Source organism: Brachybacterium epidermidis, assembly GCF_015209585.1.
Taxonomy (GTDB): Bacteria; Actinomycetota; Actinomycetes; order Actinomycetales; family Dermabacteraceae; genus Brachybacterium; species Brachybacterium epidermidis.
Map to the genome: position 1 here is coordinate 25,779 of NZ_JADEYR010000003.1, position 26,983 is coordinate 52,761.

The window sequence follows — 26,983 nt, forward strand, 5'->3', positions numbered from 1 at the left end:
GGGACTCCTCCGCGCGCCCCTCCCCACCCTGCCGGATCGCCCCTACGATGGGGGGATCGTTGTCGCGACCAGCCGTTCCGGGCGTCGCGACCGCTGCTGACCAGTCACGACATGAGGATCGAGATGACACTGCGCATCGCCGTGTTCGGCGAGAACCGGCACGAGAAGGTGGACCCGAAGGTCCAGGAGATCTACCCCGAGGGCATGCACACCGTGATCGCCGACGGCCTGCGTGAGACCCTCGCCGCCGACGGTGTCGACGCCGAGGTGCGGATCGCCCTGCTCGACGACATCGAGCAGTCCCTCTCGGAGGAGGCCCTGGCCCAGACCGACGTGCTGACCTGGTGGGGGCACATGGCCCACGGCGATGTCCCCGACGAGGTCGCCGAGCGTGTGGTGCGCCGCGTGCACGAGGGCATGGGCCTGATCGCCCTGCACTCCGCCCATTACGCCAAGGTGTTCAAGAAGCTGATGGGCACCACCTGCAACCTGCTGTGGCGCAACGAGGGCGAGGAGGAGCGGGTGTGGACCGTCAACGGCTCCCACCCCATCGCCCGTGGCGTCCCCCACCCGATCGTGATCCCTGAGCAGGAGATGTACGGGGAGATGTTCGACATCCCCGCTCCGGACGAGCTGGTGTTCGTCTCCTCCTTCGCCGGTGGCGAGGTGTTCCGCTCCGGCTGCGTGTTCCGCCGCGGCAAGGGCAAGTTGTTCTACTTCAGCCCGGGCGATCAGGAGTACCCCGTGTACCGGCAGGCGGAGATCCGCCGCGTCCTGGCCAACGCCGTGGTGTGGGCCCGCCCGGAGGACCGCCCGGCCGCACCGGTCAAGATCGACAACGCCCAGCGCGACTGGTTCCGCGCTGCGGACGAGGAGGGCACCACGCGTGTCATCTGAGGTCCTCACCCACGCTCCCGGAGTGCACACCCCCGGCGCAGACGAGGCTCTCGGCACCCCCGCCCCGGGGGAGGCGCGCGCCGAGGCGCAGGCCCGTGCCCGACAGGCCGCACGGATCCCCGCCGACCGTCCTGCGCGGGTGGTCATCGTCGGCGCCGGTCTGATGGGCGACTGGTGGGCACGCGAGGTGGTCGACAGCCCCGTCGCCGAGCTCGTGGGCATCGCCGATCTGGTCGACGGTGCGCCGCAGCGGGTGATCGCCGGCTGCGGCGCTGCGGATCCCGCGTCGATCGCCGTGGGAGCCGACGGTGTCGACCTCGCCCTCGAGGTGGGGGCCGACATCCTCATCAATCCCACGGTGCCCGTGGCCCACCATCCGGTGACCGTGCGGGCCCTGCACGCCGGCATCCCGGTGCTGGGGGAGAAGCCCGTCACCGAGACGCTGCCCGAGGCGATCAGCCTGGTCGCCCACGCGGAGATCACCGGCGTGCCGTTCATGGTGTCCCAGTCGCGCCGGTTCTTCCCCCAGGTGCGCCAGCTGCGCCAGTTCGTGGCCGACCATGGACCCACGGTGATCACCAGTGCGTTCTTCTCCCTGTTCGAGGAGCACGAGGGGTACCGCCGCCACCAGCTGCACCCGATGCTGCGCGACATGGGCATCCATGCCTTCGACACGGCCCGGTACGTGCTGGGCACCGACCCGGTGGCGGTCACCGCCCGCGGTGCTCGCCCCGAGTGGAGCGTGTACGACCACGACGCCACCGTCACGGCCACCTTCGAGATGTCCGACGGCTCGCTGTTCGTCTACAACGGCACCTGGAACGCCCGCGGCGCCACCACCTGGTGGAACAGTGAATGGCGGATCGGTGCCCAGCACGGCACCGCCACCTGGGACGGCAGCGGCCTGCCGGTCCTCACCACCGCTGATGAGGAGGAGACAGCGCGCCTTCAGGCCTGGATCGCCGAGCAGCCGGACCCGGATTCGCAGCCGGATCAGATCGCCGCCTCGCTCATCGAGTTCGTCACCGCTCTGCGCGAAGCGCGCACCCCGATGTGCGAGGTCCACGAGAACCTGCTGAGCTTCGCGATGGTCGAGGCGGCTGTGGCCGCCGTGGACCATGGGACGCGCATCGAGATCGATCCGCTGCTGGAGGAGGCCAAGGAGCAGGCGATCGCCGCCGAGACCCACCCTGAGGCGCGCGCCCTGATGCAGTCCTGGACCTCGGTGCGGGACGTGCTGGACGCCTGGCAGGAGGCCCAGGGCTAGGACCGGGGCACTGCGAGGGAGCATCCATGGCCCTCACCCCTGCCCGGTTCGCCCGGCCCGCGTTCGCCCTGGAGGTGAGCATCGTGACCGGCGGCGCCTCCGGCATCGGCCGGGCGCTCGCGACACCGCTGCTCCAGCGCGGCGGGCGCGTGATCATCGCGGACAGGGACGCAACCGCCGCCGCCAGTTTCGGGTCCTGTGCTCGAACAGTGCTCGGACATGAGGAACGCCCCCCATCGCGCAGGAGAACCTGCAGATGAGGGGCGTTTCCTTCGGCGCGCCCGGAGGGATTCGAACCCCCAACCTTCTGATCCGTAGTCAGATGCTCTATCCGTTAAGCTACGGGCGCCCGTCGGTGAAGCCGACCTGCACGATTTTAGTGGGTTGGCGGTGGTGGTGCCAATCCTGCGTGCATGAAGCTCCTCACACGACGGTCAGGCCGAGAACTCCGGGCCCGTCACCAGCTGGGGTTCTGCGGGTTCTGGGGCGGCTGCTGGGGGTCCTGGGGCGGCTACTGGGGATTCTGGGGCGGCTGGCCCCATGGCTGATCCTGTCCCGGCTGTGCCTGGCCCCACTGCTGATCGGAACCGGCCTCGCCCTGACCGGGCTGACCCTGGCCCCAGGACTGCCCCTGCGCCGGCGGGGACTGCTGAGCGGAGCCGTTCCACTGGTGGCTGCCCTGCGGGGCCGGCGGCACCGCGGGGGAGCCCTGGTGGGCAGCGAACGGGGGAACGGGGGAGGAGCTCTGCGCGCCCGGCGCCGGTGAGGCCGGGGCACCCGGAGCCTGCGGGACGGCCGGGGCGCCCGCCGCAGAGGAGGAGCCGTAGCCGACCGGGGCCGAGGCGGGGGTCTTCCCCTTCTTCCGGGAGCGCATGAAGAGGAAGGCGCCCAGGGCGAGAGCGAGCAGCAGCAGGAAGCCCAGCACCACCACGGCGATCACCACGATCAGCCAGGGGAACCCGCCCCCGGCCTCGGCGACGATGTCCACGCCTTGGAAGAACTCCGAGATGTCCGTGTAGGTGACGGTGTTGCCGTCGATGGTGCCGCCCTTGGACTCCAGCACCTTGCCCGGGAAGCTGAAGGTCATGTGGAAGTCGATGTCGGAGATGCCCAGCAGCGACAGGTCCTCCTCGGTGAACTCCTCGTCGCCGAAATTCATCACCAGGTTGAGCTTGCCGTCCTCCTCGGTGACCCGGAAGGAGCTGTTGTAATCGGAGCTGTCGGCCTGACCGGTGATGCGGCAGCCCCACAGGTCACCCTCCTCGTAGGGCTCCGGTACCGCGTCGTCGATCGAGGGCTGTTCGCCACGCATGGCCTCGCACATCTCGGCGGCGGAGTTGTACTCCGTCTCCATCAGGGACTTCGGTATGGCGATGTCCATCGTCGTGACGACGTCCTCGGCGCTGTTGACCTCGATGTCGGCGTGGAGGCGGCAGCCGGCCAGCACGAGCAGGAAAGGGATGAGCAGAGCGGCGGTCAGTCGCCGACGCCACGAGAGGGTGTTCATGATGCCCCTGAGGGTGGAGGAGGAGTGGTGGGCGCGCCGAGCGGTCAGCATCGGCCACACGGCCAGCGTACCGTCCCAAATGTCGATCTGCCCTGGGGAGAACTCCCCATCTCGCTGGCGCTTCGAGGCCGGATCGGTCCGCCAACGGCTCGGGGCGGGACCCGCCGGCTTCGGACGCGTTCAGTCGTCCGTGCCCGGCGCGGGATTCGAGGAGGAGCTGCTCCCCGACGCGGCGTCGTCGCGCGACAGGGCATCAGCGGCGGCGGCCCGCACCGTGTCCGCGGCGGTGCCGACGGCGTCGGCCGCGGCGCGCACCGGGTCGGCGGCGGAGGAGCCAGGCGGCATGGCCTCGCCGAACACCGGGGACGGCTGGGGGCGCTTGGGGGCGATGCCGTCCCCGGAGGAGACCCCGCGGATGCGGCGCACCACCCACGGCCCCAGATGCTCGCGGGCCCATTGCAGGTCCTCATGCCGGGCCTCGCGGCGCGGCCGGGGCTCATCCAGCTCGTCGCCGAGCTCGATCCGGTCCAGCTCGTGGGGGACGCCCAGGGTGTCCAGCACCTCCACGGCGATGGTCTGGTGGCCGGTGGGGGAGAAGTGCAGGCGGTCCTCCGCCCACATCACCGAATGGGTGAGCGCGCGCAGCGACCACAGGTCCACCACGGCTGCCCCGTGGCGCCGCGCCACCGCCCGGATGTTCTCGTTGTAGACCGCGACCCGCCCTCGGATCAGGTTGAACACCGGAGTGTCGCCCACGTCCGGTCCGGTCCACAGAATCACGGTGGCACCGCCGGCCGCGAGCTGCGCGACGGCGTCATCCATCGCCGAGGCGATCTCATCCGGGTCGCCCCTCCGGATCACGTCGTTGCCGCCTGCGAAGATGCTGATCAGATCCGCGTCGAGGGCGAGGGCCGGCTCGAGCTGCTCCTCGAGGATCTGGCGGTACAGCCGTCCCCGGATCGCCAGGTTCGCGTAGCTGAAGTCCGGCACGGTGCGGCCCAGCTCCGCCGCCACGCGGTCCGCCCAGCCGCGGTGCCCGCCGGGGACCATCGGATCGGGGTCACCGATGCCCTCGGTGAAGGAATCGCCGAGGGCGACGAAGCGATGCCAGGGATGAAGGGCCTGCCCACCAGGGCCGGCTGCTCCCGCACCGGTGCTCGCGGACCCGTCAGCAGATGGATCCGCGGGGTCCGGGACAGGCGGGGGAGCGGGGCTGGGGGACGCTGTTGCCACGTCGTTCACTTCCAGAACATCAGCATGCCGCCGCCCATCATCATCAGGCCGAACCCGGCCGCGAGATTCCAGTCGCCGATCGGCAGCGGCAGGGTGCCGGCGGAGAGGTAGTAGGTCACAAGGTACACCAGGCCCAGGATCAGCAGGGCCACCGCCGTGGGAGCGAGCCACTGCGGGTTCATCTGCGAGGCAGCGGCGACCCGTCGGCCGCGGCGCGCACCCTCGCTGCTCGCCGGCTTGCGGGCCGCGGTGGAGCGCGAGGCGTCCTTGGCCCTCTCGCCCACCTCGCCGGTGGCGGCGCTGGTGGAGGAGCGCTTGCGGCGCGCCGGGTCCTTGCCGGTCGCGTCCTCGGACTCCGGGTCCTTCCCCTTCGAGCCCGCAGCAGCGCCCTTGGCCTTCGCACGCCTGCGCGCGCCCGGGGTGACCTCGCTGCGCTCGCCGTCGGTGTCATCGCCCTCGAGCGTCGACCCCCGGGGCGCGTCGTCCCTGCCGACGGGCGCGTCGTCCCCGTCGACGGCCGTGCCGGACTCCTCGTCCGCGGTGCCCGTGGCCTCGTCGTCCTCCGGGAGCTCTTCGAGGTGCTCCGTCCCGGACGTGGCAGCTGCCGGCGCCGCCTTCGCCCGTGCGGACCGCTTCCTCTTGCTCCTGGCCATTCCTCGGTGCTCCCTCACTCCTGCTGACCGCGCCATAGCGCGGTGATCCGCGGAAGCGGACCTTGGCTTAGGGTAATGGCCGTCGGGCGACTGCGCGAAAGGCGGGAGGGAACCATGGACCCACGACCCCCGGACCCTGCCGCTCCCGATCCCGGTGAGCGCACCGCCGCTCCCGATCGGGGCGAGCGCACCTCCGGGCCCGTCCAGCCGGACTCACCGGGGACACAGGTCCCCGCCTCCCGGCGAGAGTTCGCCGGGCGCCTGGGCGTGGGCCTGGTGATGGCGGCCTGCGGTGTGCTGTTCGTGACCACCTCCCGCATCTCGGGCGGGGGGTCGATCCGCGATGAGTCCAGCAGTGTGGCCGAGGTGCTGCGCGAGCGTGACCGCACCATCGGATCCCTCACGGACTCCGCGGCCGACAAGCGCGCCCGCATCGATGAGCTCACTCGCAAGGGCGGCGGCAGTGAGCACCGCACCCAGCTGGTGGCCGACGCGGTGGGCCTCAGCTCCGTCGTCGGCCCCGGGGTGCGGGTCACGCTCTCCGATGCCCCCACCAGTGCGCTGGGCAGCATCCCCGGGGTCACGCCTGACGACCTGGTGGTCCACCAGCAGGACATGGAGGCCTTCATCAACGCCCTGTGGGCCGGTGGGGCCGAGGCGATGATGCTGCAGGACCAGCGGGTGATCAACGGCAGCGCCTTCCGCTGCGCGGGCAACACTCTTCTGCTCGAGGGCCGCGTGTACTCGCCCCCGTTCGTGATCACCACCATCGGTGACCCCGACGCCCTCATGGCCGCGCTGGACAGTGCCCCGAGCGTGGCGCTGTACCGCGAGTGGGTGGACTACGTGGGCCTGGGGGAGCGCTCCGAGACGATCGACGAGGTGACCCTGCCGGCCTTCGAGGGCTCGCTCACCATCGACGTGGCGAGGGCCGGATGAGTCGGGGACGCCGCCGCGCCGACGGGACGGCCCGAGGCGCGCACAGGGCCAAGCGCACCTCGCTGCTGGGCGGGGCGATCGGGGTGCTCGGCGAACTGCTCCTGACCCTCGGCGCCCTGATGCTGTTGTTCCTGGTGTGGCAGCTGTGGTGGACGGATGTGGTCGCCGACCGCGAGCAGGACACCATCGTCGCCGAGCTCGACCAGCAGTGGGGCGAGGCGGAGCAGGCCATCGCCGCCCCCCAGGACGGCCCTCCGCCGGTGCCCGACACCCTGGGCGACACCATGGTGTGGGGCACGATGCACGTGCCCGAGTTCGACCGGCAGCGAGTGCCCCTGGCCGAGGGCGTGAGCCTGGAGAAAGTGCTCAACGTCAAGGGCGTGGGTCACTACCCCGAGACGGCACTGCCGGGCCAGGTGGGCAACTTCTCCGTGGCCGGGCACCGCAACACCTACGGCCGCCCCTTCGAGGGCATCGCCCGCCTGGAGGAGGGCGATGCGATCGTGATCGAGACGGCCGAAGCCTTCTACGTCTACGAGGTGACCGAGTCGCTGGTGGTGATGCCCGATGCGGTCGAGGTCATCGCGCCCACCCCCGGGCAGCCCGGTGTGGAGCCCACCGAGGCGATGCTCACCCTGACTGCGTGCCACCCCATGTACTCGGCGCGCGAGCGGTACATCGTGCACGCCGAGTTCGCCTACTGGACCGACCGTGCCGACGGCATCCCCGAGGCCCTCGCACCCAACGGACAGGAGGGCTGATGTACGCCTGGATGTTCCGCCGCCTGCCCGGCCCGCTGTGGGTGCGGATCCTGATCACGCTGGTGATCCTGGCCGCCCTCGTGGTGGTGCTGTTCGGCTGGGTGTTCCCCGCCATCTCCCCCTACATGCCGTTCAACGACGGTCTGGTCGGATCGCCGTCCCCAGGTGCCGGCGGCACCGCAGGAATGGGCGCGGCCTGATCACAGGACCACCCCACGAAGCGGCCCGATCACGCACACTGCGGCGCGACTGGGCCTGATCACAGGGTGCCGCGGCGCGGCCGGCCTCAGCCGGTGGTCAGCAGCGGTGCCAGGCCGCAGGAGCGCTCCTCGGCGTCGATCCCGTCGCACAGCTCCAGGAACCGCGCCAGCATCAGATGGCCGTTCTCAGTGAGCACCGACTCGGGATGGAACTGCACCCCGTGCAGCGGCAGCTCACGGTGCGCCAGGCCCATCACGATGCCGCTCGCGGTGCGGGCCGTGACCTCGAGCTGATCGGGGATCGTCTCCGGGACCACCGTCAAGGAGTGGTACCGGGTGGCCGTCATCGGACTGGGCGCACCCTCGAACACGCTGCGCCCCTCATGCACCAGCTCGCTGGTGCGCCCGTGCATCAGCTCCGGGGCGTGCTCCACGGTGGCCCCGTAGAACTGCCCGAGGGCCTGGTGCCCCAGGCACACGCCCAGCATCGGCACCTGGTCGTCCGCACACGTGCCGATCACGTCCAGGGAGCGGCCGGCAGTGGTGGGGCTGCCCGGCCCGGGGGAGACCAGCACCCCGGCGAAGCCGCTCAGGTCGATGCTGCCGTCCTCGTGCTGCGGCACCCGGTCGTTGCGCACCACCGTGCAGTGCGCGCCCATCTGCTCGAGGTAGCCCACGATCGTGTAGACGAAGCTGTCGTAGTTGTCGATCACCAGGATCGGGGTGGGGGAAGGCCCGGTGCGGGCCGGCTCCGGCTCAGCCACCGTTGCCTCTGCCGTTGCCCCGACCGCTGTTGTTCCCGGGGCCGGAGTTCGGGTTGTCGCCACCCTTGTTGGGGTTCGGGTTGTCGCCACCCTTGCTGTTGTCGTCTGCCGGATCGGTGGGCGGGTCGTCCCCGGGGTCGTCCGTGGGGCTGGGCTCCTCGGTGGGCTCCGGGTCAGTGGTCGGTTCGGGGTCGGTGGTGGGCTCGGGCGTCGGCTCGGGCCCGCGGGAGATGACCACCGTGATGGTGGAGCCGCGCTCCACCTGCTCCTGCGCGGCGGGCTCGGTGCGGATCACCGACCCCTCGGGCACCGAGTCGTGGTACTCGCGCTGGGGGTTGGCGCCGAACCCTCCGGCATCCTGGAGGATCTGCTGCGCCTCCTCGTACGTGCTGCCCACGACGTTGGGCACCGCCACCGGTCCCGCCTCGCTCGCGACCACCAGGGTCACCGCTGTCCCGATGCCCACCGTCTGGCCGGGGGCGACGCTCTGCTCGAGCACGGTGCCGGGGGCGTTCTCCGTGTCCTCCCGCGTGGTGGTGTCCGCCGTGAGCCCGAGATCCTCGAGCATCTGCGTCGCCTCCTCGATGTTCAGACCGTCGAGGTTGGGCATCATCACGTTCCCGGTGGCGACCCACACCTGGACCTCGTCGCCCGGCTGTGCGGTGCTGCCGGCCTGAGGGCTGCTGCGGATGATCTGACCGGCCTCGAGCTTGGCGGCGTCCTCCTCGGCCGCCACCGCCATGGTCAGGCCGAGGGCCTCGAGCTCAGCGCGGGCCTTCTCGCGCGACTTGCCGCGCAGATCCGGCACCTCCACGGCCTGGGGGCCGGAGGAGACGGTGAGCACGACGGTGCTGTCGACGGGGGCCTGCGCCTCCGGCGCCGGATCGGAGCTGATCACGGTGCCCTCGTCCACCTCGGCGGAGTTCTGGTAGTCCACCTCGCCCTTCAGGCCGACGTCCTCGAGCAGGCCCAGGGCCTCGTCCTCGGTCTCGCCCACCACCGCGGGGACTGCGACCGTCTCAGGGCCGTCGGAGCCGAAGGGGTCCAGGAACCACAGTAGCGCTGCGACAACGCCCGCCACCGCCAGCAGCACCAGGGCGATCAGCCACCACGGGGTGCGGCGCTTCCGCTCTTCCTCGACCTCGCCGGGGCCGGACGGGACGACGGCACCGTTCTGTGCGGTGATGGGGCCGGTCTGCGCGGAGGCCAGGGCGGAGCCGTGCACCGGGCCGGCGGCCGCGGCTCCCACGGCTCCCGCACCGGCGATCCCGGCACCGGTCATCACCGGCAGCGCCTCGGTGGTGTCGTCCATCGGGGTCAGCACGGTGGTGGCCCCGGCGTCGGCCCCGGCGGGCACCGCCCCGGCCACGAGCACCGGCGCCCTGCCGGAGACCACGGCCGCGATGTCACGGGCGAACGCGACCGCGCTGGCGTAGCGCTGCTCGCGATCCTTGGCCAGGCCGGTGAGGATCACGGCGTCCATCTCGGGGGTGATCGCCGGGTTGAAGTGCGAGGGCGCGTGCGGGATCTCCCGCACGTGCTGGTACGCGATCGACACGGGGGTGTCACCGGTGAACGGTGGGCGTCCGGTGAGCATCTCGTACATCACGCAGGCTGCGGAGTAGATGTCGGAGCGCGCATCGACGATCTGGCCGCGCGCCTGCTCGGGGGAGAGGTACTGGGCGGTGCCCATCACGGCCTGGGTGGCGGTCATCGCGCTGGTGGCATCGGCCACCGCGCGGGCGATGCCGAAGTCCATCACCTTGACCTGGCCGGACTCGGTGATCATCACGTTGCCGGGCTTGATGTCGCGGTGCACGATCCCCGCGCGATGCGAGTACTCCAGGGCGCTCAGCAACGCGGCCATCACCTCGCCGGCCTGGGCGACGTCCATCGGGTCCTCGGGATCGATGAAGGCGCGCAGGGTGCTGCCCTCCACGTACTCCATCACGATGTACGGGATGGTCACCTCGGCACCGGTGAGGGAGGTGCTGTGCTCCTCGCCGGTGTCGTACACGGCGACGATCGAGGGATGGTTCAGCGAGGCTGCGCTCTGCGCCTCCCGGCGGAACCGCTCCTGGAAGCTGTCGTCCCGGGCGAGGTCCGACCGCAGCACCTTCACCGCGACCGTGCGGTGCAGGCGGGTGTCCTCAGCCAGGAACACCTCGGCCATGCCTCCGTGTCCCAGCACCCTTCCCAGGGTGTAGCGGCCTCCGAGGACCACGTTATCTCCACTCAATGCCAAACCGCCCTCGTGCCGTGGCCGACAACGACCGATTCGACCATGGTACGCGCTGACTCCAGCCCCTCTGCCGCTCCTCGGGGGGCACCGGCCGAACCGAGCGGTAGCCATCCCATCCCGCCGGCGACGGCCAGCGCGACCACCGCGATCAGCAGGAGCAGCAGCACCAGCCCCGGCACCGACAGCGGACCGATCCGGGCCCCGGTGGTGGTGCCCCGCACGGTGCGCTCGGAGGTCCCGGTGTCCACGCCGTCATAGCGACGGTCATGGCCGTCATGACCGTCGCGGCCGCTCTCGCGCGGGGCCGGGCCCGTTGCCTCCCCGCCCTGCGCGGCGGCCCCCGCAGGCACCGCGGCCCCGCCGGGAACTGCAGATCCACCGGGCGGGGGGAGCTCGGAGTGCGAGGAGGGTCGGGGAGCCGTGGACGCCGAGGACGCCGACAGCGCCGAGGGGCCGGAGGCGGCCGAGCGGGCCGACGGCCCCGAACGGTGCCGCACGCCCCGGCCGCGATGCCGCTGCCGATGTCGGGCCGCGGCCGTGCGGGTGCCCGTGGGGGAGGCGCTGCCGGGCGATCCGGCGGAGCGCTCGGCGGCGCCCGAGCCTCCGGCGCCCGCCGGGTCGGCGCTGAGGGTGGGGATGGCCCCGGTGGTGAAGCGCGGTACGGCTCCGCGCTGGATGGCCTCCAGGATCCGGGCCACGGCATCGGCCGAGCGCGGCCGGTTCGCGGGGGCCTTCGCCAGCGTCATCATCACCAGCCGCTGCAGATCCGGATGGATGTGCGAGGGCAGCTCCGGCGGTTGCTGCTTCACCTGCGCCATCGCTATCTCGACCTGGCTCGAACCGGTGAACGGGCGGTGCCCGGCCAGCATCTCGTAGGCCACGATACCCAGGGCGTAGATGTCCGAGAGCGAGGTGGCCTGCTTGCCCATCGCCTGCTCGGGGGAGAGGTACTGGGCGGTCCCCATCACCAGGCCGGTCTTGGTCAGTCGTGCCTGGTCGGAACTGCGGGCGATGCCGAAGTCGGTGATCTTCATCGACCAGTCGTCGCTCTCGTCCACCAGCACGTTCTCGGGCTTCACGTCGCGGTGCACCACGCCCTTGGCGTGGGCGGCGTCCAGGGCGCGCGCCAGGGTGATCAGCACGGGGATCACCCGGTGCTCCGGCAGCCCGCCCGGGTTCTCCTCGATGATGTCCGACAGCGGCCTGCCCGGGCACAGCTCCATCACGATGTAGGCACGCCCGTCCAGCTCGCCGTAGTCGTAGAGCCCTGCGATCGCATCGTGGGAGAGGGCGGCGGTGTGCCGCGCCTCGGCCCGGAAGCGCTTGAGGAAGCCGTCGTCGCCGGCATACTCCTCGCGCAGCACCTTCACGGCCACCTGCCGGTCCAGCTCCTGGTCGTGGCCCTTCCACACCTCGCCCATGCCGCCGGTGGCGATGAGGGAGTCGAGCTCGTAGCGTCCCTCCAGGACGAGGCCCTGCTTGGTCTTCATCGCCAGATCACCGCTTCCATGACTTCCTTCGCGATCGGGGCAGCCACCCGCGATCCGTACCCGCCCTCCTCGACGAGCACGGCGACGGCGACCTCTCGATCGCCCATCTGCGCGTACCCGACGAACCATGAGTGGGGTGCGCGTCCCTCGCCCCACTGGGCGGTGCCCGTCTTGCCGCCCACCTCGGCGCCCTCGATCCGGGCTGCGCTGCCCGTGCCGTTCTCGACCGTCTCGATCATCATCCCGCGCATCTCGGAGGCGTTCGAGGCGCTCAGCGGCTGGCCCACCTCGCGCGGGGTGAGCTCGGCGATCGAGGACAGGTCCGAGGTGCGCACGGACTGCACGAGCTGCGGCTCCATCACCACGCCGTCATTGACGAAGGCGGAGGCCACCATTGCCATCTGCAACGGGGTCACGCGCGTCTCGTACTGGCCGATAGAGGTGGTGGCCAGCTGGGCGCCGTCCAGATCGGTGCCCATCGTCGAGGCGGTCCCCGCCAGTGGGATCTCCATCCGCTGCCCGAAGCCGAACTGCTCCGCGGTGGCCCGCAGCTGGTCCTCGCCCAGCTCCTGCCCCAGCAGGGCGAAGGAGGTGTTGCAGGACTGCCGCAGGGCGTCGGTGAGGGTGGAGGCGTCGTCCGGGCCGCACGGGGTCTGGTCGCCACCGGCGCGGTTGTTCATGATGGAGGAGGAGTTCGGCAGCTGGTAGGTGCCGGGACCGGGGATCACCGTCTCCGGTGTGTACTTCCCCGAGTCCAGTGCGGAGGCCGCCACCACCAGCTTGAAGACCGAGCCGGGCGGGTACAGGTCGCCGCCGGTGGCCCGGTTGGTCAGGGGGCGCGCAGGATCCTCGTTCAGCGCCGTCCAGGCGGCCTGCACTTCGGAGGAGCTGTGGCTGGCCAGGAGGTTGGGGTCGTAGCTGGGGGTGGAGACCATGGCCAGCACCGCGCCGGTGCTGGGGTCCAGTGCCACCACGGCGCCGCGCTGATCGCCAAGGGCGTCCCAGGCCGCCTGCTGTGCCTGGGAGTCCAGGGTGAGCTCGACCGTGGCGCCCTGCCCCTGCTCCCCGGAGAGGATGTCGGAGATGCGCTGGTAGAACAGGGCGTCGGCGTCACCGGAGAGGGTGTCGTTCAGCGCGCGTTCGATCCCGGAGAAGCCGTAGATCACCGAGTAGTAGCCCGTGACCGGGGCGTACATGGCACCGGGGTCGTAGGTGCGCAGGTAGCCGTAGGTGTCGCCGGACTCCTGCGAGCTGGCGATCGCGGTGCCGTCCACCACGATCGGTCCGCGATGGCGTCCGAACTCGTTGTAGATGGTGCGAGCGTTGCGGCCATCGGCGTTGAGACGGCCCTGGGCCACCACCTGGAAGTAGGTGGTGGAGGTGAAAAGCAGCAGGAACAGCATCCCCACCACGAGCCATACGTGACGCAGCGGCTTGTTCATGCCATCACCTCCGCTGGGGAGACGCGGGTGGAGCCGGGGACCTGGCGCGCCGCAGGACGGCGGGCTGCATCCGAGAGCCGCACCAGGATCCCGGCGATGATCCAGTTGCACACCAGGGAGCTGCCCCCGGCTGCCAGGAACGGCAGGGTCAGGCCCGTCAGCGGGATCACCCGGGTGATGCCGCCGACCACCACGAACACCTGCAGGGCGATCACGAAGCCCAGGCCGCCGGCCAGGAGGGTGCCGAAGCCGTCGGAGATGCCCACGGCCGCGCGCATCGCTCGCTGCACCAGCAGCAGGTACAGCAGCAGCACGGCGAAGGCCCCCACCAGGCCCAGCTCCTCCGCCAGGGAGGTGTAGATGAAGTCGGACTCCGCGTGGGGGACGACGTTCGGGCGTCCATCGCCCAGGCCGGCACCGGTGATCCCGCCGTTGGCCAGGCCGAACAAGCCGGCGTTGACCTGACCGCAGGCATCGAAGTTCTCCCGCGAGAGCGGATCCAGCCAGCAGTCGATGCGCCGGCGCACGTGCCCCATCTGGATGGCGGCGAACACCGCCGGCGGCAGGAACATCACCGCGCCGATCACCAGCCAGCTCAGACGGTCCGTGGCCACGTACAGCATCACCACGAACAGGCCGAAGAACATCAGGGAGGTGCCCAGGTCCGTCTGGAACACCAGCACGGCCATCGCGAAGCCCCAGGCCACCAGGATCGGTCCGAAGTCCGACCAGCGCGGCAGGTGGATGCCCAGCACCTTCGGCCCGGCCAGGGCCAGCGTGTCACGGCGGGCCACCAGGTAGCCGGCGAAGAAGACGGCGAAGGCGATCTTGGCGAGCTCGGCGGGCTGGAAGCTGTTGCCGGCGATGGAGATCCAGATGCGGGAGCCGTTGCGCTCGCTGCCCAGGCCCGGCACCAGCGGCATCAGCAGCAGCAGTGCCCCGGTGAGCGCGAAGATCCAGGTGTAGCGGCGCAGCCAGCGGTGATCGCGCAGCGCCACCAGCACGCCGATGCACAGCGCAGCCCCGAGCATCGACCAGATCATCTGGCGGTCCGCCATCGCGGTGGCCCGCGGCCCGTACAGGGTGTTGGCGGAGTCGATGCTGGCGATCACCGCCACCCCGAGCATGTTCAGCAGCACCACGATCGGCAGGATGGTGGGGTCCGCGTACGGGGCGCGCCACATCACCGCGATCTGCAGCAGCACGGCCACGACCGCAGCGCCGATGCCCACCTGCATCAGGTCGGCGGGCAGCTCCTCGAAGCGGCCCAGCCCCACCAGGGCATAGGCCGTCACCCCCACCGACACCGCGAAGGCCAGCAGCAGCGCCTGGGTGAGGCGGCGGGGCCGAGCGGTGTACGAGGATGGTCGCCATCAGCTCGACTCGCCCTCGTCCGGAGGCGTGGCAGTGCGCTCCGGCCGCTCGGGAAGGGGCTCGACGCCGCCGGAGCCTCCTCCGCGGGCTCGGAGGAGAGGCCCCGCCGTCGGGCGTGCCGGTGGTGCTGTCGGTCTCGGTGGGCTCCTCCGTCCCGGGGGGAGGGGTGGTGGGGGCGGCGAGCTCGGCGGCGTTCTGCAGGCGCATCACGACTTCCTCGGCCGCGTCCCGGTCCGGCGTGGAGATGGTGCGCTGCACCTGGTCGCGCATGATCGGCGGCAGCTGCTCCAGCTCGATGTCCGTCACCTCGACGGGACTGGACAGCGGGATCGGGCCCAGGTCCTGGGCGAGCCCCTGGTAGATCACCACGTGGGTGCCGTCGGTGCCCACGAAGAACTGCTTCTGCGACCAGGCATAGGCCGACCACAGGGCTCCGGCCACCACGGCCAGCAGCAGCGCCAGGGTCACCAGGGCCGGCCAGGGGCTGCGACGAGGGGGCTCCTCCTCGGAGAAGTCCTCGTCGGCGTAGGGGGCCTCCGCCTCGCCTCGCGTGAGCGCGGCGGCCTTCGCGGCGGGCCCGGAGGCGGCTGTGGGCTGGTGGCGGGTGCGGGCCGCGGACCCGACGATCTGCGGTGCGGTGGACGGTGGCTCCACGCCGCGCGGGAGCCGGTCCAGGTCCAGCACATCGGCGATGATGCAGGTGATGTTGTCCGGCCCGCCACCCTTGAGCGCCATCTGCACCAGGGCGTCGGCGCACTCGTCCGGATCCTCGATCTCCTGCATCGTGCGGCCGATGGTCTCCAGGGAGACCAGGCCGGACAGGCCGTCGGAGCACAGCATCCAACGGTCGCCCACGTGCGCGGGGCGCAGGGAGAGGTCGAGCTCAGGATCGGCGTCGACATCGCCCAGCACCCGCATCAGCACGGAGCGCTGGGGGTGGCGCTCGGCCTCCTCCTCGGTGAGCCTGCCCTCGTCCAACAGTCGCTGCACGAAGGTGTGGTCCTTGGTGACCTGCGTGGTCTCGCCATCGCGCAGCAGGTACGCGCGGGAGTCCCCGATGTGGGCGAGGGCGAACTTGCCCTCGGTGCGCAGCAGCGCGGTGATGGTGGTGCCCAGGCCCGCCAGCTGCGGTTCGTCGCGGGCGCGCCGCAGGATCTCCTGGTTGGCGTCCAGCACCGTCTGCTCGAGGGCGGCGACCATGTCGGAGGCGGGGGTCTCGCTGTCCAGCCGCATCAGGCGGCCGATGGCCACGGAGGAGGCGACGTCGCCTCCCGCATGCCCGCCCATGCCGTCGGCCACGGCCAGCAGGTGGCTGCCGGCATAGCCGGAGTCCTGGTTGTTCGAGCGCACGAGGCCCACGTCGGAGCGGGCGGCGTACCGCAGTGCGATGGTCATCGCGGGCCTCGTCTCAGTTCGATCTCGGTGCGGCCGATCCGCACCTGGGCGCCGGGTCGGAAGGCCACGGCCCCCTCGATCCGACGGTCCGACACGAGCGGGCCGTTGGTGGATCCCAGATCCTCCACCATCCACTCACCGTCGCGCTGGAACACGCGGGCGTGCCGGTTGGAGGCGTAATCGGCGTCCAGCACCAGGGTGCACTCGGGGGCACGGCCGATGAGGACGGGTGTGGAGCCCAGGGTGAGGGACGTCCCGCGCAGGGGCCCGGCGGTGACCACCAGGGAGGTGACGGTGACCGTGGGATCGGTGCGCATGGCGCCCACGTTCGCCGGGTTCGCGGGATCGGCGGAGGGTCGCTGCTCGCGCCGCGGGTTCTTGCTGGAGCGGGTGACGACGGTGGTGCCGAACAGGTCGTTGCGCAGCACCAGCAGCACCGCGATCACGAACACCCACAGCGCCAGCACGAAGCCCAGGCGCAGGGCGACGATGGTCAGTTCGCTCATGCGCCGCTCACCACGTGGAGGGGCCCGCGTCGGGACGCAGCACGGTCAGTCGGGTGCGTCCGATCGTGACCAGGGAGCGGTCCTGGAGGGCCACAGGGGTGCGGATCCGCTCGCCGTCCACGAAGGTGCCGTTGGTCGAGCCGAGGTCGGTGGCGATCAGGGTGCCGTCCTCCTCGGTGCGCAGCTCGAGGTGGTGACGGGAGACCCCCGTGTCCTCGAGGATGATGTCGGCGTCGCCGCCCCGGCCGATCACGGTGACGGAGCCGGTCAGCAGGTACTGCTGGCCGTCGATCTCGACCAGGGGATGACCGGCGGAGCCGGACTGGGCGGCATCGGTGGCGGGCGCGGCGTTGCCCCGCTCGGTGCGGGACTCGGTCTCGAAGCGGCCGGGGCGCACCTCGTCGTCGTTCTCCAGCGTCACGCTCACCCCGCCCACGAACATGTAGCGCTGCTTGTCGGCGTGCTCGATGATCACCCGCTCGAGCTCCTCCACCAGTGTGTCCTGCCAGGAGGCGAAGCGCTCGAAGTCCTCGGAGTGGAGGTAGACGCTGTACACGTTCGGCGCCAGCGTGCGCGTGCGGTCGAGCACCTGGATCTGGTCGTCGCACTCGCGCTTGAGGCCCTGGGCCAGGTCCAGCGGCTTGAGCTGCCCCCGCCCCCGCGAGAACACGCTCGTCACGCCCCTGTCCAGGGTGCGCTCGATGCGATCCAAGATCCCCACGGCGGTCCTTCGCTCTCGTGCCTCCCGCTGCCGCCGGTCGGCGGAGCTTGCTTCCTCGTGAACGGGTCGATCGTATCGCGACGCGGCCCTGGCGACGGGGTGCGCACGGTCGGGAGCAGCAAGGGGTTCGTGCAGGTCTCGTAAAGGAGGAGGGGCCCGGCAGCAGCGTCATCACTGCCCCGGGCCCCCTCGCGGCACCAGGAGGATGCCGCCGGTGGTGCGATCAGTAGATGAGCACGCGCCTGTTCTTGATGAACCAGCCGCGGGTCCACAGCATGTCGCTGGCGGCGGTGGAGATCCGCGAGCAGCCGTGGGAGGCGGGGTAGGGAGGGATGCTGCCCGACCCATGGATGGCCCAGCCGCGGTCGTAATAGCCGGGACGGTACAGGTTCCCCAGCGGGCCCGTCTGCCAGCCCCGGCTGTACAGGCTGTACATCCGGAAGTCACCGGTGGGTGTGGTGGCCGTCTTCCACCGGCCCCCCGAGTAGTAGCGCTCCCCGCTGCCTGTGGACGTGTTCAGGACGTAGGAGAGCCTCCCCTCGGAGGTGGCGATGAGCAGCTGGGAGGACTTGCTGACCTCGAAGCCTGTCCCGCTGGTGATGCGGCGCCTGGGCTGCACCTTGCGCCGGATCGCATCGTAGGTGCGCGGCCCCACCACGCCGTCGCGGGTCAGCCCCGCAGCCTTCTGGATCGCGTAGACCGCCTGCTGGGTGAGGTGGCCGAAGCTGCCGTCGACGGTGCCCAGCCAGTACTTCAGGTTGGTGAGGTCCCGTTGGAGCGCCGTCACGGCGCTGCCGCGGGATCCCTTGCGCAGCACGGGCGCGGCGCTCGCGGGCGAGGCCCCGGCGGCCAGCGCCGCCCCCAGGGTGAGCGCACCCGTCCCCACCAGCAGGCTGCGCCGCGATGGTGAGAGGAGCCCGGAGTCCCGCACCTCCATGGGCGGTCCGTCCGCGGCGTCGAGCGGTGCCGGCGTGGCGTCGATGGTGAAGGCGTTCATTCTTCCCCCTGTGAGTGATGTGCATCCCCTGGAGCGGCGAGGCCGCATGGACATCATGGACTACCCAAGGAACAGTAAACAAGAGATAAAGCCGATGAATCTGTGAGCGGTGCAGATCGCTCTCATCGACGCAGGTCAGCCGGGTGGGGAGGGGGAGCTTCGATCGCCGGGATCGCGGTATGGGATCCTGGGCGCGTGGCCACCGACGAGATCCCCACCGACGCCTTCGACTTCCCCGTCGCCTTAGGGGTGAGCGACCCTGACGGCACTGTCCACACCCAGGGCGACGAGCGTGCGGTCTTCCCTCTGGCCAGTGTGTCCAAGCCGATCGCGGCGCTGGGCGCACTGATGGCCGTGGACCGGGGCCTGGTGGACCTCGACGAGCCCGCCGGTCCTGAGGGCGCCACCGTGCGACACCTGCTGGCCCATACGGCCGGGTACGGCTTCGAGGGGGAGGACGTCCTGTCCAAGCCCGGAGCGCGTCGCATCTACTCCAACACCGGCTTCGAGGTGCTTGCCGCCCACGTCGAGCAGGCCACCGGGTACGACTACCCGGAATGGATCGAGCAGACGGTCGTCCAGGGCCTGGAGCTGACCGACCTGGACGTCGAGGGCAGTCCCGCGGCCGGCTACCGCGGCAGCATCCGCGACCTGCTGGCCGTGGGGCGCGAGCTGCTGGAGCCCACCCTGATCCCGGAGGCGCTGTGGCGCGAGGCCACCACCGTGCAGTTCCCGGGGCTCTCCGGCATCCTGCCCGGCTACGGCAGGCAGAAGAACAACGACTGGGGGCTCGGCTTCGAGATCCGCGGGGACAAGCAGCCGCACTGGACGGGGAAGGGATCCTCCCCGCAGACCTTCGGCCACTTCGGCCAGTCCGGCTCCTTCCTGTGGGTGGACCCGGCGCGTTCCCTGACCGCAGCCTTCCTGGGGGAGGAGCCGTTCGGTGCCGTCCACCAGGAGAACTGGCCCGCGCTCACCGACGCGGTCCTGGAGCGCTTCGGCCAGGGGACATGATGCCGGCGCGGCCGAGGGTGCTCCGGTGAGCGCGCTGGACCTGCTGGACGAGTTCGGCTTCGAGGCCGCGGCAGTGGTGCTGGGCCCCGAGGGCGTCCGCGCCCAGCGCGGCGACCTTCGGCTGGTGCGGGCCTGGCGCTCCGTCACCAAGACGGTGACCGGACTGGCCTGCACGATCGCCCTGCAGGAGGGGCGGGTGCACCTCGACGACGAGGCCGGCCCCCCGGGCTCCACGCTGCGCCACCTGCTCACCCATGCCTCCGGCTGCACCTACGAATCGCCCACCGCCCTCCAGCCCCCGGGCCAGCGGCGCCACTACTCCAACTACGGGATCGACGAGGCGTCCCGCCACGTGGAGCGCGCCGTTCGCCGCGACTTCGGGGACTGGGTGGCGGAGCGGGTGGCCGGGCCGCTGGGGATGGACCACCTGGAGTGGACCGGCTCGGCCTCGGTAGGTGCCATGGGAACGCTCGAGGACCTCTCGCTGTTCGCTGCCGAGATGCTGCGCCCCACCATGCTGGAGCCGGAGTGGCATCGGCAGATGACCACCCCTCAGCTTCCGGAGCTGGTGGGCATCATGCCCGGCTTCGGCAAGCAGACCCCCAATCCCTTCGGGCTGGGCGTCGAGGTGCGCGGAACCAAGAGCCCGCACTGGACCGGCGCTCACAACAGCGAGCAGACCTTCGGCCACTTCGGCATGCGCGGCAGTGCGTTCTGGGTGGACCCCGTGGCTGACCTGGCCCTGGTGGTGGGCACTTCCCACGACTTCTGCGATGCCCACCGCCGCGTGATGCCGCAGCTGTCGGACGCGGTGCTGGCCGAGCACGGACGCGCCTGAGCCGCCACCGCTGTCGCCGATGCCAGCGGGTGGGGTAAGCCGATCACTGAAACGCTTTAGCATGGCCTGCACCCCGTGACGCGGGCCTCACCCCCTGGGTAGGCTCGATGGTCCGGAAGCCCACGACGACCCAGCGGTGCTGCGCCGCCCCGAGGAGCCCCTCCATGTTCGACGACAGGGAACTCACCGAGTCCCGGATCCGCCGCTTCGCCCAGGACAACCTGGCCGCGAAGATCTACCAGGAGCAGGCGGAGGTGCAGATCTCCGTCTACCGCGTCCCCGGGGAGCCGATCCCGCCGCGCGAGGCCATCGCCCAGCAGTACGAGCCGATCGAGCTGGGCGCCCGCCTGGGCCGCGCCTGGTCCACCACCTGGCTGCACGTCACCGGCACCGTCCCGGCCGAGTGGGCCGAGGACGGCACCTCCGCCTGCGAGCTGATCGTGGACCTCGACTTCACCGGCCAGCCCGGCTTCCAGGCCGAGGCGCTGGTGTTCACCCCCGACGGGGTGCCGGTCAAGGCGATCAACCCCTACAACCGCTACCTCCCGGTCCAGCCCGGCGAGCAGCTCGACTACTACCTCGAGTGCGCCGCCAACCCCATGGTCTCCGGCGGCTGGGCCTTCGCCCCCACGCCCCTGGGCGATCCCGAGACCATCCCGGATGAGGAGCTCTACCGGATCAAGGAGCTGCACCTGGCCCGCCGGGACGTGCAGATCTGGGAACTGGCCGAGGACTTCCGCGCCCTCGGCGGCCTGATGGTCTCCCTGCCGGAGAAGAGCCAGCGGCGCCACGAGATCCTGCGCGCCCTGGAGGCGGCCTGCGATGCGGCCGATCCGGACGACATGCCCGGCACCGCCCAGCTGGCCCGGGAAGTGCTGCGCCCGGCCCTGGACTCACCGGCCAGCAGTTCCGCGCTGACGGTGCTGGCCACCGGCCACGCCCACATCGACTCGGCGTGGCTGTGGCCCGTGCGCGAGACGGTGCGGAAGGTAGCGCGCACCTTCTCCAACGTGTGCACCCTGATCGAGAACGATCCGGACATCACCTTCTCCGCCTCCTCGGCCCAGCAGTACAAGTGGCTCAAGGACCGCTATCCCGAGCTGTTCGCCCGCATCCAGGAGCGCGTGGCCGAGGGTCGCTTCATGCCGGTGGGCGGCATGTGGGTGGAGTCGGACACCAACATGCCCGGCTCCGAGGCGATGGCCCGTCAGTTCATCGCCGGCAAGCGCTTCTTCCTGGAGAACTTCGGGGTGGAGACCCGCGAGACATGGCTGCCGGACTCCTTCGGCTACTCCGCGGCCCTGCCCCAGATCACGGCCCTGGCCGGCCACGAGTTCTTTCTGACCCAGAAGGTCTCCTGGAACCAGATCAACACCTTCCCCCACCACACCTTCCGCTGGGAGGGGATCGACGGCACCAGTGTGTTCACCCACTTCCCGCCGGCCGACACCTACAACGGCATGCTCTCGGGGGAGGAGCTGGCCTACTTCGAGCGCAACTTCAAGGAGAAGGGCCGCTCCAGCATCGGCATCGACCTGTTCGGCTGGGGCGACGGCGGCGGCGGGCCCACCCGCGAGATGATGGCCGCCGGTCGTCGGGCCGCTGACCTCGAGGGCTCCCCGAAGGTCGAGTTCGGCAGCTCGCAGGAGTTCTTCGAGCGGGCCCGTGACGAGTACCCCGACGCCCCGGTGTGGAACGGCGAGCTGTACCTCGAGCTGCACCGCGGCACCTTCTCCGCCCAGCCCGGCACCAAGCAGGGCAACCGCCGCAGTGAGCACCTCCTGCACGAGGCGGAGTTCCTGGCCTCCCTGGCCGCGATCCGCACGGGCCACGAGTACCCCCATGACCAGCTCGAGGCCATGTGGGAGGACGCGCTGCTGAACCAGTTCCACGACATCCTCCCGGGCTCCTCGATCGCCTGGGTGCACCGGGACGCCGAGCGCAGCCACGCCGCGCTCGCAGAGCGGGCCGGTGCGATCATCGAGGAGGCCCTGGCGGCACTGGGTGGCGCGACGGTCGATGCGTCGGCCCCCGAGGCCCTGGTGACCGCCGCCGATGAGGCCGACGACCCCGACCGCGCCGTCGACGGCCCGACCCGTGAGGGAGAGGGCGCCGGGCAGGTGCTGGTGAACACCGCACCCGTGGCCCGTCGCGGTGTGCCCGCCTACGGTGCAGGATCTGTGGAGACCGCGCAGGAGGCCGTGGTGGTGGTCCGCGAGGGCGACCGGATCACCGTGGAGAATGAGTCCCTGCGGGCCGTGCTGGACGCCTCCGGCTCCCTCGTCTCGCTGCAGGACCGGGCCACCGGGCGCGAGTCCATCGCCCCCGGCGCCCGCGGCGCCCTGCTCCAGCTGCACCGCGACACGCCCAACGCCTGGGATGCCTGGGACATCGACGAGTTCTACCGCCACGTGGTGCGGGACCTCGATGCACCCACCGACGTGCAGGTCCGTGAGGACGACGGCGGAGTGCGGGTGGCCTACACCTACAGCACGGCGCTGGCCGAGGATGCCGGCAGCGCCGAGACCCGGGGCGTGACCGGTGCGGGCTCCACCATCGTGAAGACCTTCGTGCTGCGCCCCGGCGACACGGCCCTGGAGATCGTCAACGACCTGGACTGGAAGGAGCGCAAGAAGGCCCTCAAGCTCGCCTTCCCCCTGGACGTGCGCGCCGCCTCGATGAGCAGCGAGATCCAGTTCGGCCACGTGGACCGACCGGTCCCGGTGAACACCAGCTGGGACTTCGCCCGCTTCGAGACCTGCGCGCACCGCTGGGTGCACGTGGCCGAGGGGGACTACGGGGTGGCGATTGCCAACGACTCCACCTACGGGCACGATGTGCTGCGCACCGTCCGTGAGGACGACGGCGGCACCACCACCACCGCTCGCCTCACCCTGGTGCGGGCCCCCGAGTACCCCGATCCGGGAGCCGACCACGGCCGGTACACCATGCGGGTGTCGGTGCGCCCGGGCGCCGGGGTGCGCGAGGCCGTCGAGGAGGGCTACCGGATCAACCTGCCCGAGCGGTACGCTCCCGCCGCCGCGGCCCGGGCGATCGCCGCCCCGCTGGTCAGCGTGGATGCGCCCAATGTGCTGGTGGAAACGGTGAAGCTGGCCGAGGATCGCTCCGGTGACCTGGTGGTGCGCCTGTACGAGTCCGAGGGTGCGAGAGCGGTCGCCTCGGTGGTGCTCGATGAGGCGCTCGCCGGTGGCGAGGTCGCCGTGGTGGACCTGTTGGAGCGCCCCTTCGACGAGCACGCCCCGGCCTTCCGCTCCGCGTTCGAGCAGGGCGGCGACGCCGACCAGAAGGGCGCGGTCGGGCTGAACTTCCGTCCGTTCGAGATAAAGACGCTGCGCATCTCCCGCCAGGGCTGATCCGTCCGCGCTGGGGCTTAGCAGTCCTGTTGGGGCTGTGCGGCCCTGCCCGGCTGGTCGCCTTCTCGCGCCGCACGCCCCGTCTACATTCCTGTGCAGGCGGGGCGTGACTGCTGTCCAGGCCCGCTCATCCTCATCGCATTCGTTCAGGCGGGGTGTGACTGCTGGTGGGACGTATGTGAGGCGTGAACGTCCTTACCGGTCCGTAGGCGCTGATTTCGTCCCGCAGTTTGCGAAGCAGGGCAAAGCCGGCAAGCCTGGTGCTGGTGCTGGTGCTGGTGCTGGTGCTGGTGCTGGTGCTGGTGCTGGTGCTGGTGCTGGTGCTGGTGCTGGTGCTGGTGCGGGCGTCGCATGGCCCGTGCGTGACTGGCGCTGCACCGCTGGCCACTGCTTGTTCTTCGGCTGTTCACCTGCGCTTCGGTCCTCTTTGAGCCTGCTCCCACCTGGATGCACGGTGACCAGATACGTTAGGAGCAGGCACACAGTTCACCCCATTCTGGCCATGTGCATGCACCGGGCCGGACGCGACCCCTTGGAGGACTCGAAAGATGAAGATCGTCGTCGCCGGCGGAGACGGATTCTGCGGTTGGCCCACTGCCCTGTACCTCTCCCAGAAGGGGCACGAGGTCACGATCGTGGACAACCTGGTACGCCGTGAGATCGACGACGAGCTGGGCTCGAACTCGGTCACCCCGATCCTGCCGCTCGAGGAGCGGGTGGCGGCATGGAAGGAGGTCTCCGGCAAGGACATCGCCGTGAAGGTCGGCGACCTCACCGACTACGAGACCGTCTCCGGCCTGTTCCAGGAGCTGCAGCCCGAGGCCTTCGTGCACTTCGCGGAGCACCGCAGCGCCCCCTACTCGATGATCGACCGCGAGCACGCGATCGAGAACCACCGCAACAACGTCGAGGGCACCCTCAACGTGCTGTGGGCGATCAAGGACTACGCCCCCGACTGCCACCTGGTGAAGCTGGGCACCATGGGCGAGTACGGCCAGCCCAACATCGACATCGAGGAGGGCTGGATCGAGATCGAGCACAAGGGCCGCAAGGACCGCCTGCCGTTCCCCAAGCAGCCCGGCTCGTTCTCCCACCTCCCCAAGGTGCACGACAGCGACAACATCATGTCCGCCTGCCGCATCTGGGGCATCCGCGCCACCGACCTCAACCAGGGCGTCGTCTACGGCCTGGAGACCGAGGAGACGCGCCTGGACCCGCGCCTGGTCAACCGCTTCGACTACGACGCCGTGTTCGGCACGGCCCTGAACCGGTTCATCATCCAGGCCGCCATCGGCCACGACCTGACCGTGTACGGCAACGGCTCCCAGACCCGCGGCTACCTGAACATCCAGGACACCGTGCGCTGCATCGAGATCGCCTGCGAGAACCCCGCCGACCGCGGTGAGTTCCGGGTGTTCAACCAGTTCACCGAGCAGTTCTCCGTGCAGGAGCTGGCCGAGAAGGTGCAGAAGGTCGCCAAGGACCTGGGCACCGAGGTGGCGATCGACCACCTCGAGAACCCGCGTGTGGAGAAGTACGACCACTACTACAACGCGGTCAACACCAACCTGCTGGACCTGGGCCTGGAGCCGCACCTGCTGACCGACGAGCACCTCACCGAGGTGCTGAAGATCGCCCAGAACAACACCGATCGCGTCAAGCGCGAGCTGGTGCTGCCCACCGTCACCTGGAAGTGACCACGAGTCCGTGAAGATCGCGATCGTCACGGAGACGTTCCTGCCGTCCGTCGACGGCGTGGTGACAAGGCTCCGCCACGCCGTCGAACGGTTCACCGACCTGGGCCACGAGGTGATGGTGGTGGCTCCTGACCTGGGGGTCACCGAGCACCACGGGGCCCGGGTGGTGGGCATCCGGCCGGTCACGCTGCCGTTCTACAAGCACCGGCGCTTCACCCTGCCCAGCCCCAATGTCGACGGCATCATCCGCGGCTTCCACCCTGACGTGGTCCATGCCGCCCAGCCGCTGCTGCTGGCCTCCTCCGGCGCCTACGCCGCCAAGCGGCAGCGCATCCCCCTGGTGGCCAGCTACCACACGCACCTGCCGCGCTACCTGGACCTGTACCGGGCGTGGTCGTGGGGCAAGCGGCCCGTGTGGTGGCAGATCAAGCGCAACCACGCGCTGGCGGACGTCAACCTCGCGACCTCCGAGACCATGAAACAGGAGCTCACGGAGCAGGGCATCCACAACCTGCACGTGGTGCGCCGCGGGGTGGACACCGGCACCTTCCACCCTCGCTTCGCCTCCCGACAGATGCGGGAGAGGCTCACCCAGGGGCATCCGGAGAAGAAGCTGCTGGTGTTCGTGGGCAGGCTCGCTGCGGAGAAGGAGATCCACAGGCTGCGGCCCTTGATGAACCGGCGCGACGACGTGGCCCTGGCGATCGTGGGCGACGGCCCGTTCCGCGGTGAGCTCGAGCAGATGTTCGCCGGCACCTCCACCGTGTTCCCCGGGTTCATGGAAGGCGAGGAACTGGCCAGTGCCTTCGCCAGTGCGGATGCCTTCGTGTTCCCCTCGGTCACCGAGACCCTGGGCCTGGTGATCCTGGAGGGCATGGCCTCCGGTCTGCCCGTGGTGGCAGCACGCTCGGGCCCCACGCTGGAGCAGGTCACCGACGGGGAGAACGGGCTGCTGTTCGACTCCGGCGACGAAGCCAGCCTGGACCATGCGATCCACCGCCTGGCCGATGCGGACCTCCGCACGCGCATCCGCACCGCCGCTCGGGCCGAGGCCGAGAAGTACTCCTGGGAGAACGCCTCGGACGACCTGCTGCGGTACTACGAGATGGCGATCGGGATGCACGCGCCGCGGTACTGAGCGGGCTCACGGGAGCCCGGCGGCAAGTGAAGACGGTACGGGTGACGCTCAATCGCGACGACGACGGAACAGGGAGCGGCGCTCACCGGCGCGCTTGCCGTGCAGGGCCGGGCTGGGCTCCGGATCGGTTCGGAGCTCCTCGGCCTTCTCGTCGGCATCATCCGCTCCCGGGGAGCCGTCGGTCGTGCCGGGGTCGACGGCTCCGTCGGAGTCGTCGTCGATGTCGTCGTCCTCGATCCACACGTCGGTCCAACCGATGTCGGACTCGTCCCGGGGCCGGTACTCGCCCCGCGCAGGCAGCTGATCGGCGACGTCCTCCAGCTCGATCTCCTGTGGGGCTCGCACCTCTTCGCCCTTGTGGGGGACGGGGCAGGTCCAGAAGTAGGGGCACCCCGGGCAGCCTGCCGTCTCGTCGTCGGGTGCGGCCTCGCGCTGCATCTGCACGCCGTCCATCTGCTGCAGCATTCGCAGGCGGGACTCGTAGGGGTTGATCTCCATCGCCGCTCAGCGTACTCGCGCACGGCGGGGCGGAGC

24 protein-coding genes, 1 tRNA gene and 1 pseudogene are annotated in these 26,983 nt (G+C 70.6%); 12 read left to right on the plus strand and 14 right to left on the minus strand.

Annotated elements, in window-relative coordinates; all coding sequences use genetic code 11:
• Window positions 1–123: 123 nt before the first annotated feature.
• Genes IOE58_RS04345 through IOE58_RS04355 form a run of 3 tightly spaced genes read left to right on the plus strand, consistent with a single transcriptional unit; the run spans window position 124 to window position 2,424 of the window.
• Window positions 124–897, plus strand: coding sequence for a ThuA domain-containing protein (locus IOE58_RS04345; protein WP_193865203.1), 774 nt, complete (start codon window positions 124–126; stop codon window positions 895–897).
• Window positions 887–2,164 carry a Gfo/Idh/MocA family protein gene (locus IOE58_RS04350; protein ID WP_259891383.1) on the plus strand — a complete coding sequence of 426 codons (1,278 nt, stop codon included), beginning with the start codon at window positions 887–889 and terminating at the stop codon, window positions 2,162–2,164. The genes IOE58_RS04345 and IOE58_RS04350 overlap by 11 nt, the downstream gene beginning before the upstream one ends.
• 26 nt (window positions 2,165–2,190) lie before the next feature.
• Complete coding sequence (locus IOE58_RS04355) at window positions 2,191–2,424, plus strand: SDR family NAD(P)-dependent oxidoreductase (RefSeq protein WP_193865204.1); 234 nt, start codon at window positions 2,191–2,193, stop codon at window positions 2,422–2,424.
• A gap of 16 nt (window positions 2,425–2,440) precedes the next feature.
• Here the strand turns inward: IOE58_RS04355 and IOE58_RS04360 are convergent.
• The 4 genes from IOE58_RS04360 to IOE58_RS04375 all read right to left on the minus strand — a co-directional run bounded on the left by IOE58_RS04360 (window position 2,441) and on the right by IOE58_RS04375 (window position 5,557).
• A tRNA-Arg gene (locus IOE58_RS04360) sits at window positions 2,441–2,513 on the minus strand.
• Window positions 2,514–2,675: 162 nt separating this feature from the next.
• Window positions 2,676–3,671, minus strand: coding sequence for an LppM family (lipo)protein (locus tag IOE58_RS04365; protein WP_193865205.1), 996 nt, complete (start codon window positions 3,669–3,671; stop codon window positions 2,676–2,678).
• A 180-nt stretch (window positions 3,672–3,851) separates the two neighbouring features.
• The gene (locus tag IOE58_RS04370) at window positions 3,852–4,904 is read right to left on the minus strand and encodes an SGNH/GDSL hydrolase family protein (protein WP_193865206.1); all 1,053 of its coding nucleotides are present in this window, start codon (window positions 4,902–4,904) and stop codon (window positions 3,852–3,854) included.
• A 5-nt stretch (window positions 4,905–4,909) separates the two neighbouring features.
• A complete protein-coding gene (locus tag IOE58_RS04375; protein ID WP_193865207.1) occupies window positions 4,910–5,557 on the minus strand; it encodes a cell division protein CrgA in 648 nt (215 codons plus the stop codon).
• 114 nt (window positions 5,558–5,671) lie between these two features.
• Between IOE58_RS04375 and IOE58_RS04380 the strand changes: the two genes are divergently transcribed.
• From IOE58_RS04380 to IOE58_RS04390, 3 genes are read left to right on the plus strand one after another with little or no spacing between them, the layout of a single operon-like run.
• The gene (locus IOE58_RS04380) at window positions 5,672–6,496 is read left to right on the plus strand and encodes a DUF881 domain-containing protein (protein WP_193865208.1); all 825 of its coding nucleotides are present in this window, start codon (window positions 5,672–5,674) and stop codon (window positions 6,494–6,496) included.
• Complete coding sequence (locus tag IOE58_RS04385; RefSeq protein WP_228018925.1) at window positions 6,493–7,257, plus strand: class E sortase; 765 nt, start codon at window positions 6,493–6,495, stop codon at window positions 7,255–7,257. The genes IOE58_RS04380 and IOE58_RS04385 overlap by 4 nt, the downstream gene beginning before the upstream one ends.
• Window positions 7,257–7,457 (plus strand): hypothetical protein, encoded by a 201-nt coding sequence (locus IOE58_RS04390; RefSeq protein ID WP_193865209.1) that lies wholly within the window; start codon window positions 7,257–7,259, stop codon window positions 7,455–7,457. The genes IOE58_RS04385 and IOE58_RS04390 overlap by 1 nt, the downstream gene beginning before the upstream one ends.
• Before the next feature lie 86 nt (window positions 7,458–7,543).
• Here IOE58_RS04390 and IOE58_RS04395 read toward each other — a convergent pair whose 3' ends face one another.
• The 9 genes and pseudogenes from IOE58_RS04395 to IOE58_RS04435 form a co-directional block, all read right to left on the minus strand.
• The gene (locus IOE58_RS04395; RefSeq protein WP_193865210.1) at window positions 7,544–8,221 is read right to left on the minus strand and encodes an anthranilate synthase component II; all 678 of its coding nucleotides are present in this window, start codon (window positions 8,219–8,221) and stop codon (window positions 7,544–7,546) included.
• Window positions 8,214–10,445: a Stk1 family PASTA domain-containing Ser/Thr kinase gene (pknB, locus tag IOE58_RS04400; protein WP_311199702.1), complete on the minus strand. Its 2,232-nt coding sequence runs from the start codon at window positions 10,443–10,445 to the stop codon at window positions 8,214–8,216. The genes IOE58_RS04395 and pknB overlap by 8 nt, the downstream gene beginning before the upstream one ends.
• A gap of 11 nt (window positions 10,446–10,456) precedes the next feature.
• Window positions 10,457–11,953, minus strand: coding sequence for a serine/threonine-protein kinase (locus tag IOE58_RS04405; RefSeq protein ID WP_193865212.1), 1,497 nt, complete (start codon window positions 11,951–11,953; stop codon window positions 10,457–10,459).
• Window positions 11,950–13,395, minus strand: a complete 1,446-nt coding sequence (locus IOE58_RS04410) for a peptidoglycan D,D-transpeptidase FtsI family protein (RefSeq protein ID WP_193865213.1) — start codon at window positions 13,393–13,395, stop codon at window positions 11,950–11,952. Before IOE58_RS04410 ends, IOE58_RS04405 begins: the two co-directional genes overlap by 4 nt.
• The gene (locus tag IOE58_RS04415; protein WP_348981867.1) at window positions 13,392–14,633 is read right to left on the minus strand and encodes an FtsW/RodA/SpoVE family cell cycle protein; all 1,242 of its coding nucleotides are present in this window, start codon (window positions 14,631–14,633) and stop codon (window positions 13,392–13,394) included. The genes IOE58_RS04410 and IOE58_RS04415 overlap by 4 nt, the downstream gene beginning before the upstream one ends.
• Before the next feature lie 994 nt (window positions 14,634–15,627).
• Window positions 15,628–16,164 (minus strand): annotated as a pseudogene (locus IOE58_RS14210) (PP2C family protein-serine/threonine phosphatase); the annotation flags it as partial.
• Complete coding sequence (locus IOE58_RS04425) at window positions 16,161–16,670, minus strand: FHA domain-containing protein FhaB/FipA (protein ID WP_193865214.1); 510 nt, start codon at window positions 16,668–16,670, stop codon at window positions 16,161–16,163. The gene IOE58_RS04425 and the pseudogene IOE58_RS14210, both read right to left, overlap by 4 nt.
• Before the next feature lie 7 nt (window positions 16,671–16,677).
• The gene (locus IOE58_RS04430) at window positions 16,678–17,391 is read right to left on the minus strand and encodes an FHA domain-containing protein (RefSeq protein WP_193865215.1); all 714 of its coding nucleotides are present in this window, start codon (window positions 17,389–17,391) and stop codon (window positions 16,678–16,680) included.
• A gap of 223 nt (window positions 17,392–17,614) precedes the next feature.
• A complete protein-coding gene (locus tag IOE58_RS04435; protein WP_228018929.1) occupies window positions 17,615–18,388 on the minus strand; it encodes a L,D-transpeptidase family protein in 774 nt (257 codons plus the stop codon).
• A gap of 171 nt (window positions 18,389–18,559) precedes the next feature.
• On the opposite strand from IOE58_RS04435, the gene IOE58_RS04440 reads away from it, so the two are divergent.
• From IOE58_RS04440 to IOE58_RS04465, 6 genes are all read left to right on the plus strand, one after another.
• Window positions 18,560–19,402, plus strand: coding sequence for a serine hydrolase domain-containing protein (locus tag IOE58_RS04440; protein WP_348981880.1), 843 nt, complete (start codon window positions 18,560–18,562; stop codon window positions 19,400–19,402).
• Between the two features lie 25 nt (window positions 19,403–19,427).
• Window positions 19,428–20,240 carry a serine hydrolase domain-containing protein gene (locus IOE58_RS04445; RefSeq protein WP_193865217.1) on the plus strand — a complete coding sequence of 271 codons (813 nt, stop codon included), beginning with the start codon at window positions 19,428–19,430 and terminating at the stop codon, window positions 20,238–20,240.
• Window positions 20,241–20,404: 164 nt separating this feature from the next.
• A complete protein-coding gene (locus tag IOE58_RS04450; protein WP_193865218.1) occupies window positions 20,405–23,614 on the plus strand; it encodes an alpha-mannosidase in 3,210 nt (1,069 codons plus the stop codon).
• Between the two features lie 266 nt (window positions 23,615–23,880).
• On the plus strand, window positions 23,881–24,045 hold the full coding sequence (locus tag IOE58_RS04455; RefSeq protein ID WP_193865219.1) for a hypothetical protein: 165 nt from the start codon (window positions 23,881–23,883) through the stop codon (window positions 24,043–24,045).
• A 117-nt stretch (window positions 24,046–24,162) separates the two neighbouring features.
• Entirely contained in the window at window positions 24,163–25,311 is a 1,149-nt protein-coding gene (locus tag IOE58_RS04460) for an NAD-dependent epimerase/dehydratase family protein (RefSeq protein ID WP_193865220.1), read from the plus strand.
• A gap of 10 nt (window positions 25,312–25,321) precedes the next feature.
• Window positions 25,322–26,449 (plus strand): glycosyltransferase, encoded by a 1,128-nt coding sequence (locus IOE58_RS04465; protein WP_193865221.1) that lies wholly within the window; start codon window positions 25,322–25,324, stop codon window positions 26,447–26,449.
• 48 nt (window positions 26,450–26,497) lie between these two features.
• Here IOE58_RS04465 and IOE58_RS04470 read toward each other — a convergent pair whose 3' ends face one another.
• Entirely contained in the window at window positions 26,498–26,947 is a 450-nt protein-coding gene (locus IOE58_RS04470) for a hypothetical protein (RefSeq protein WP_193865222.1), read from the minus strand.
• Window positions 26,948–26,983 lie beyond the last annotated feature (36 nt).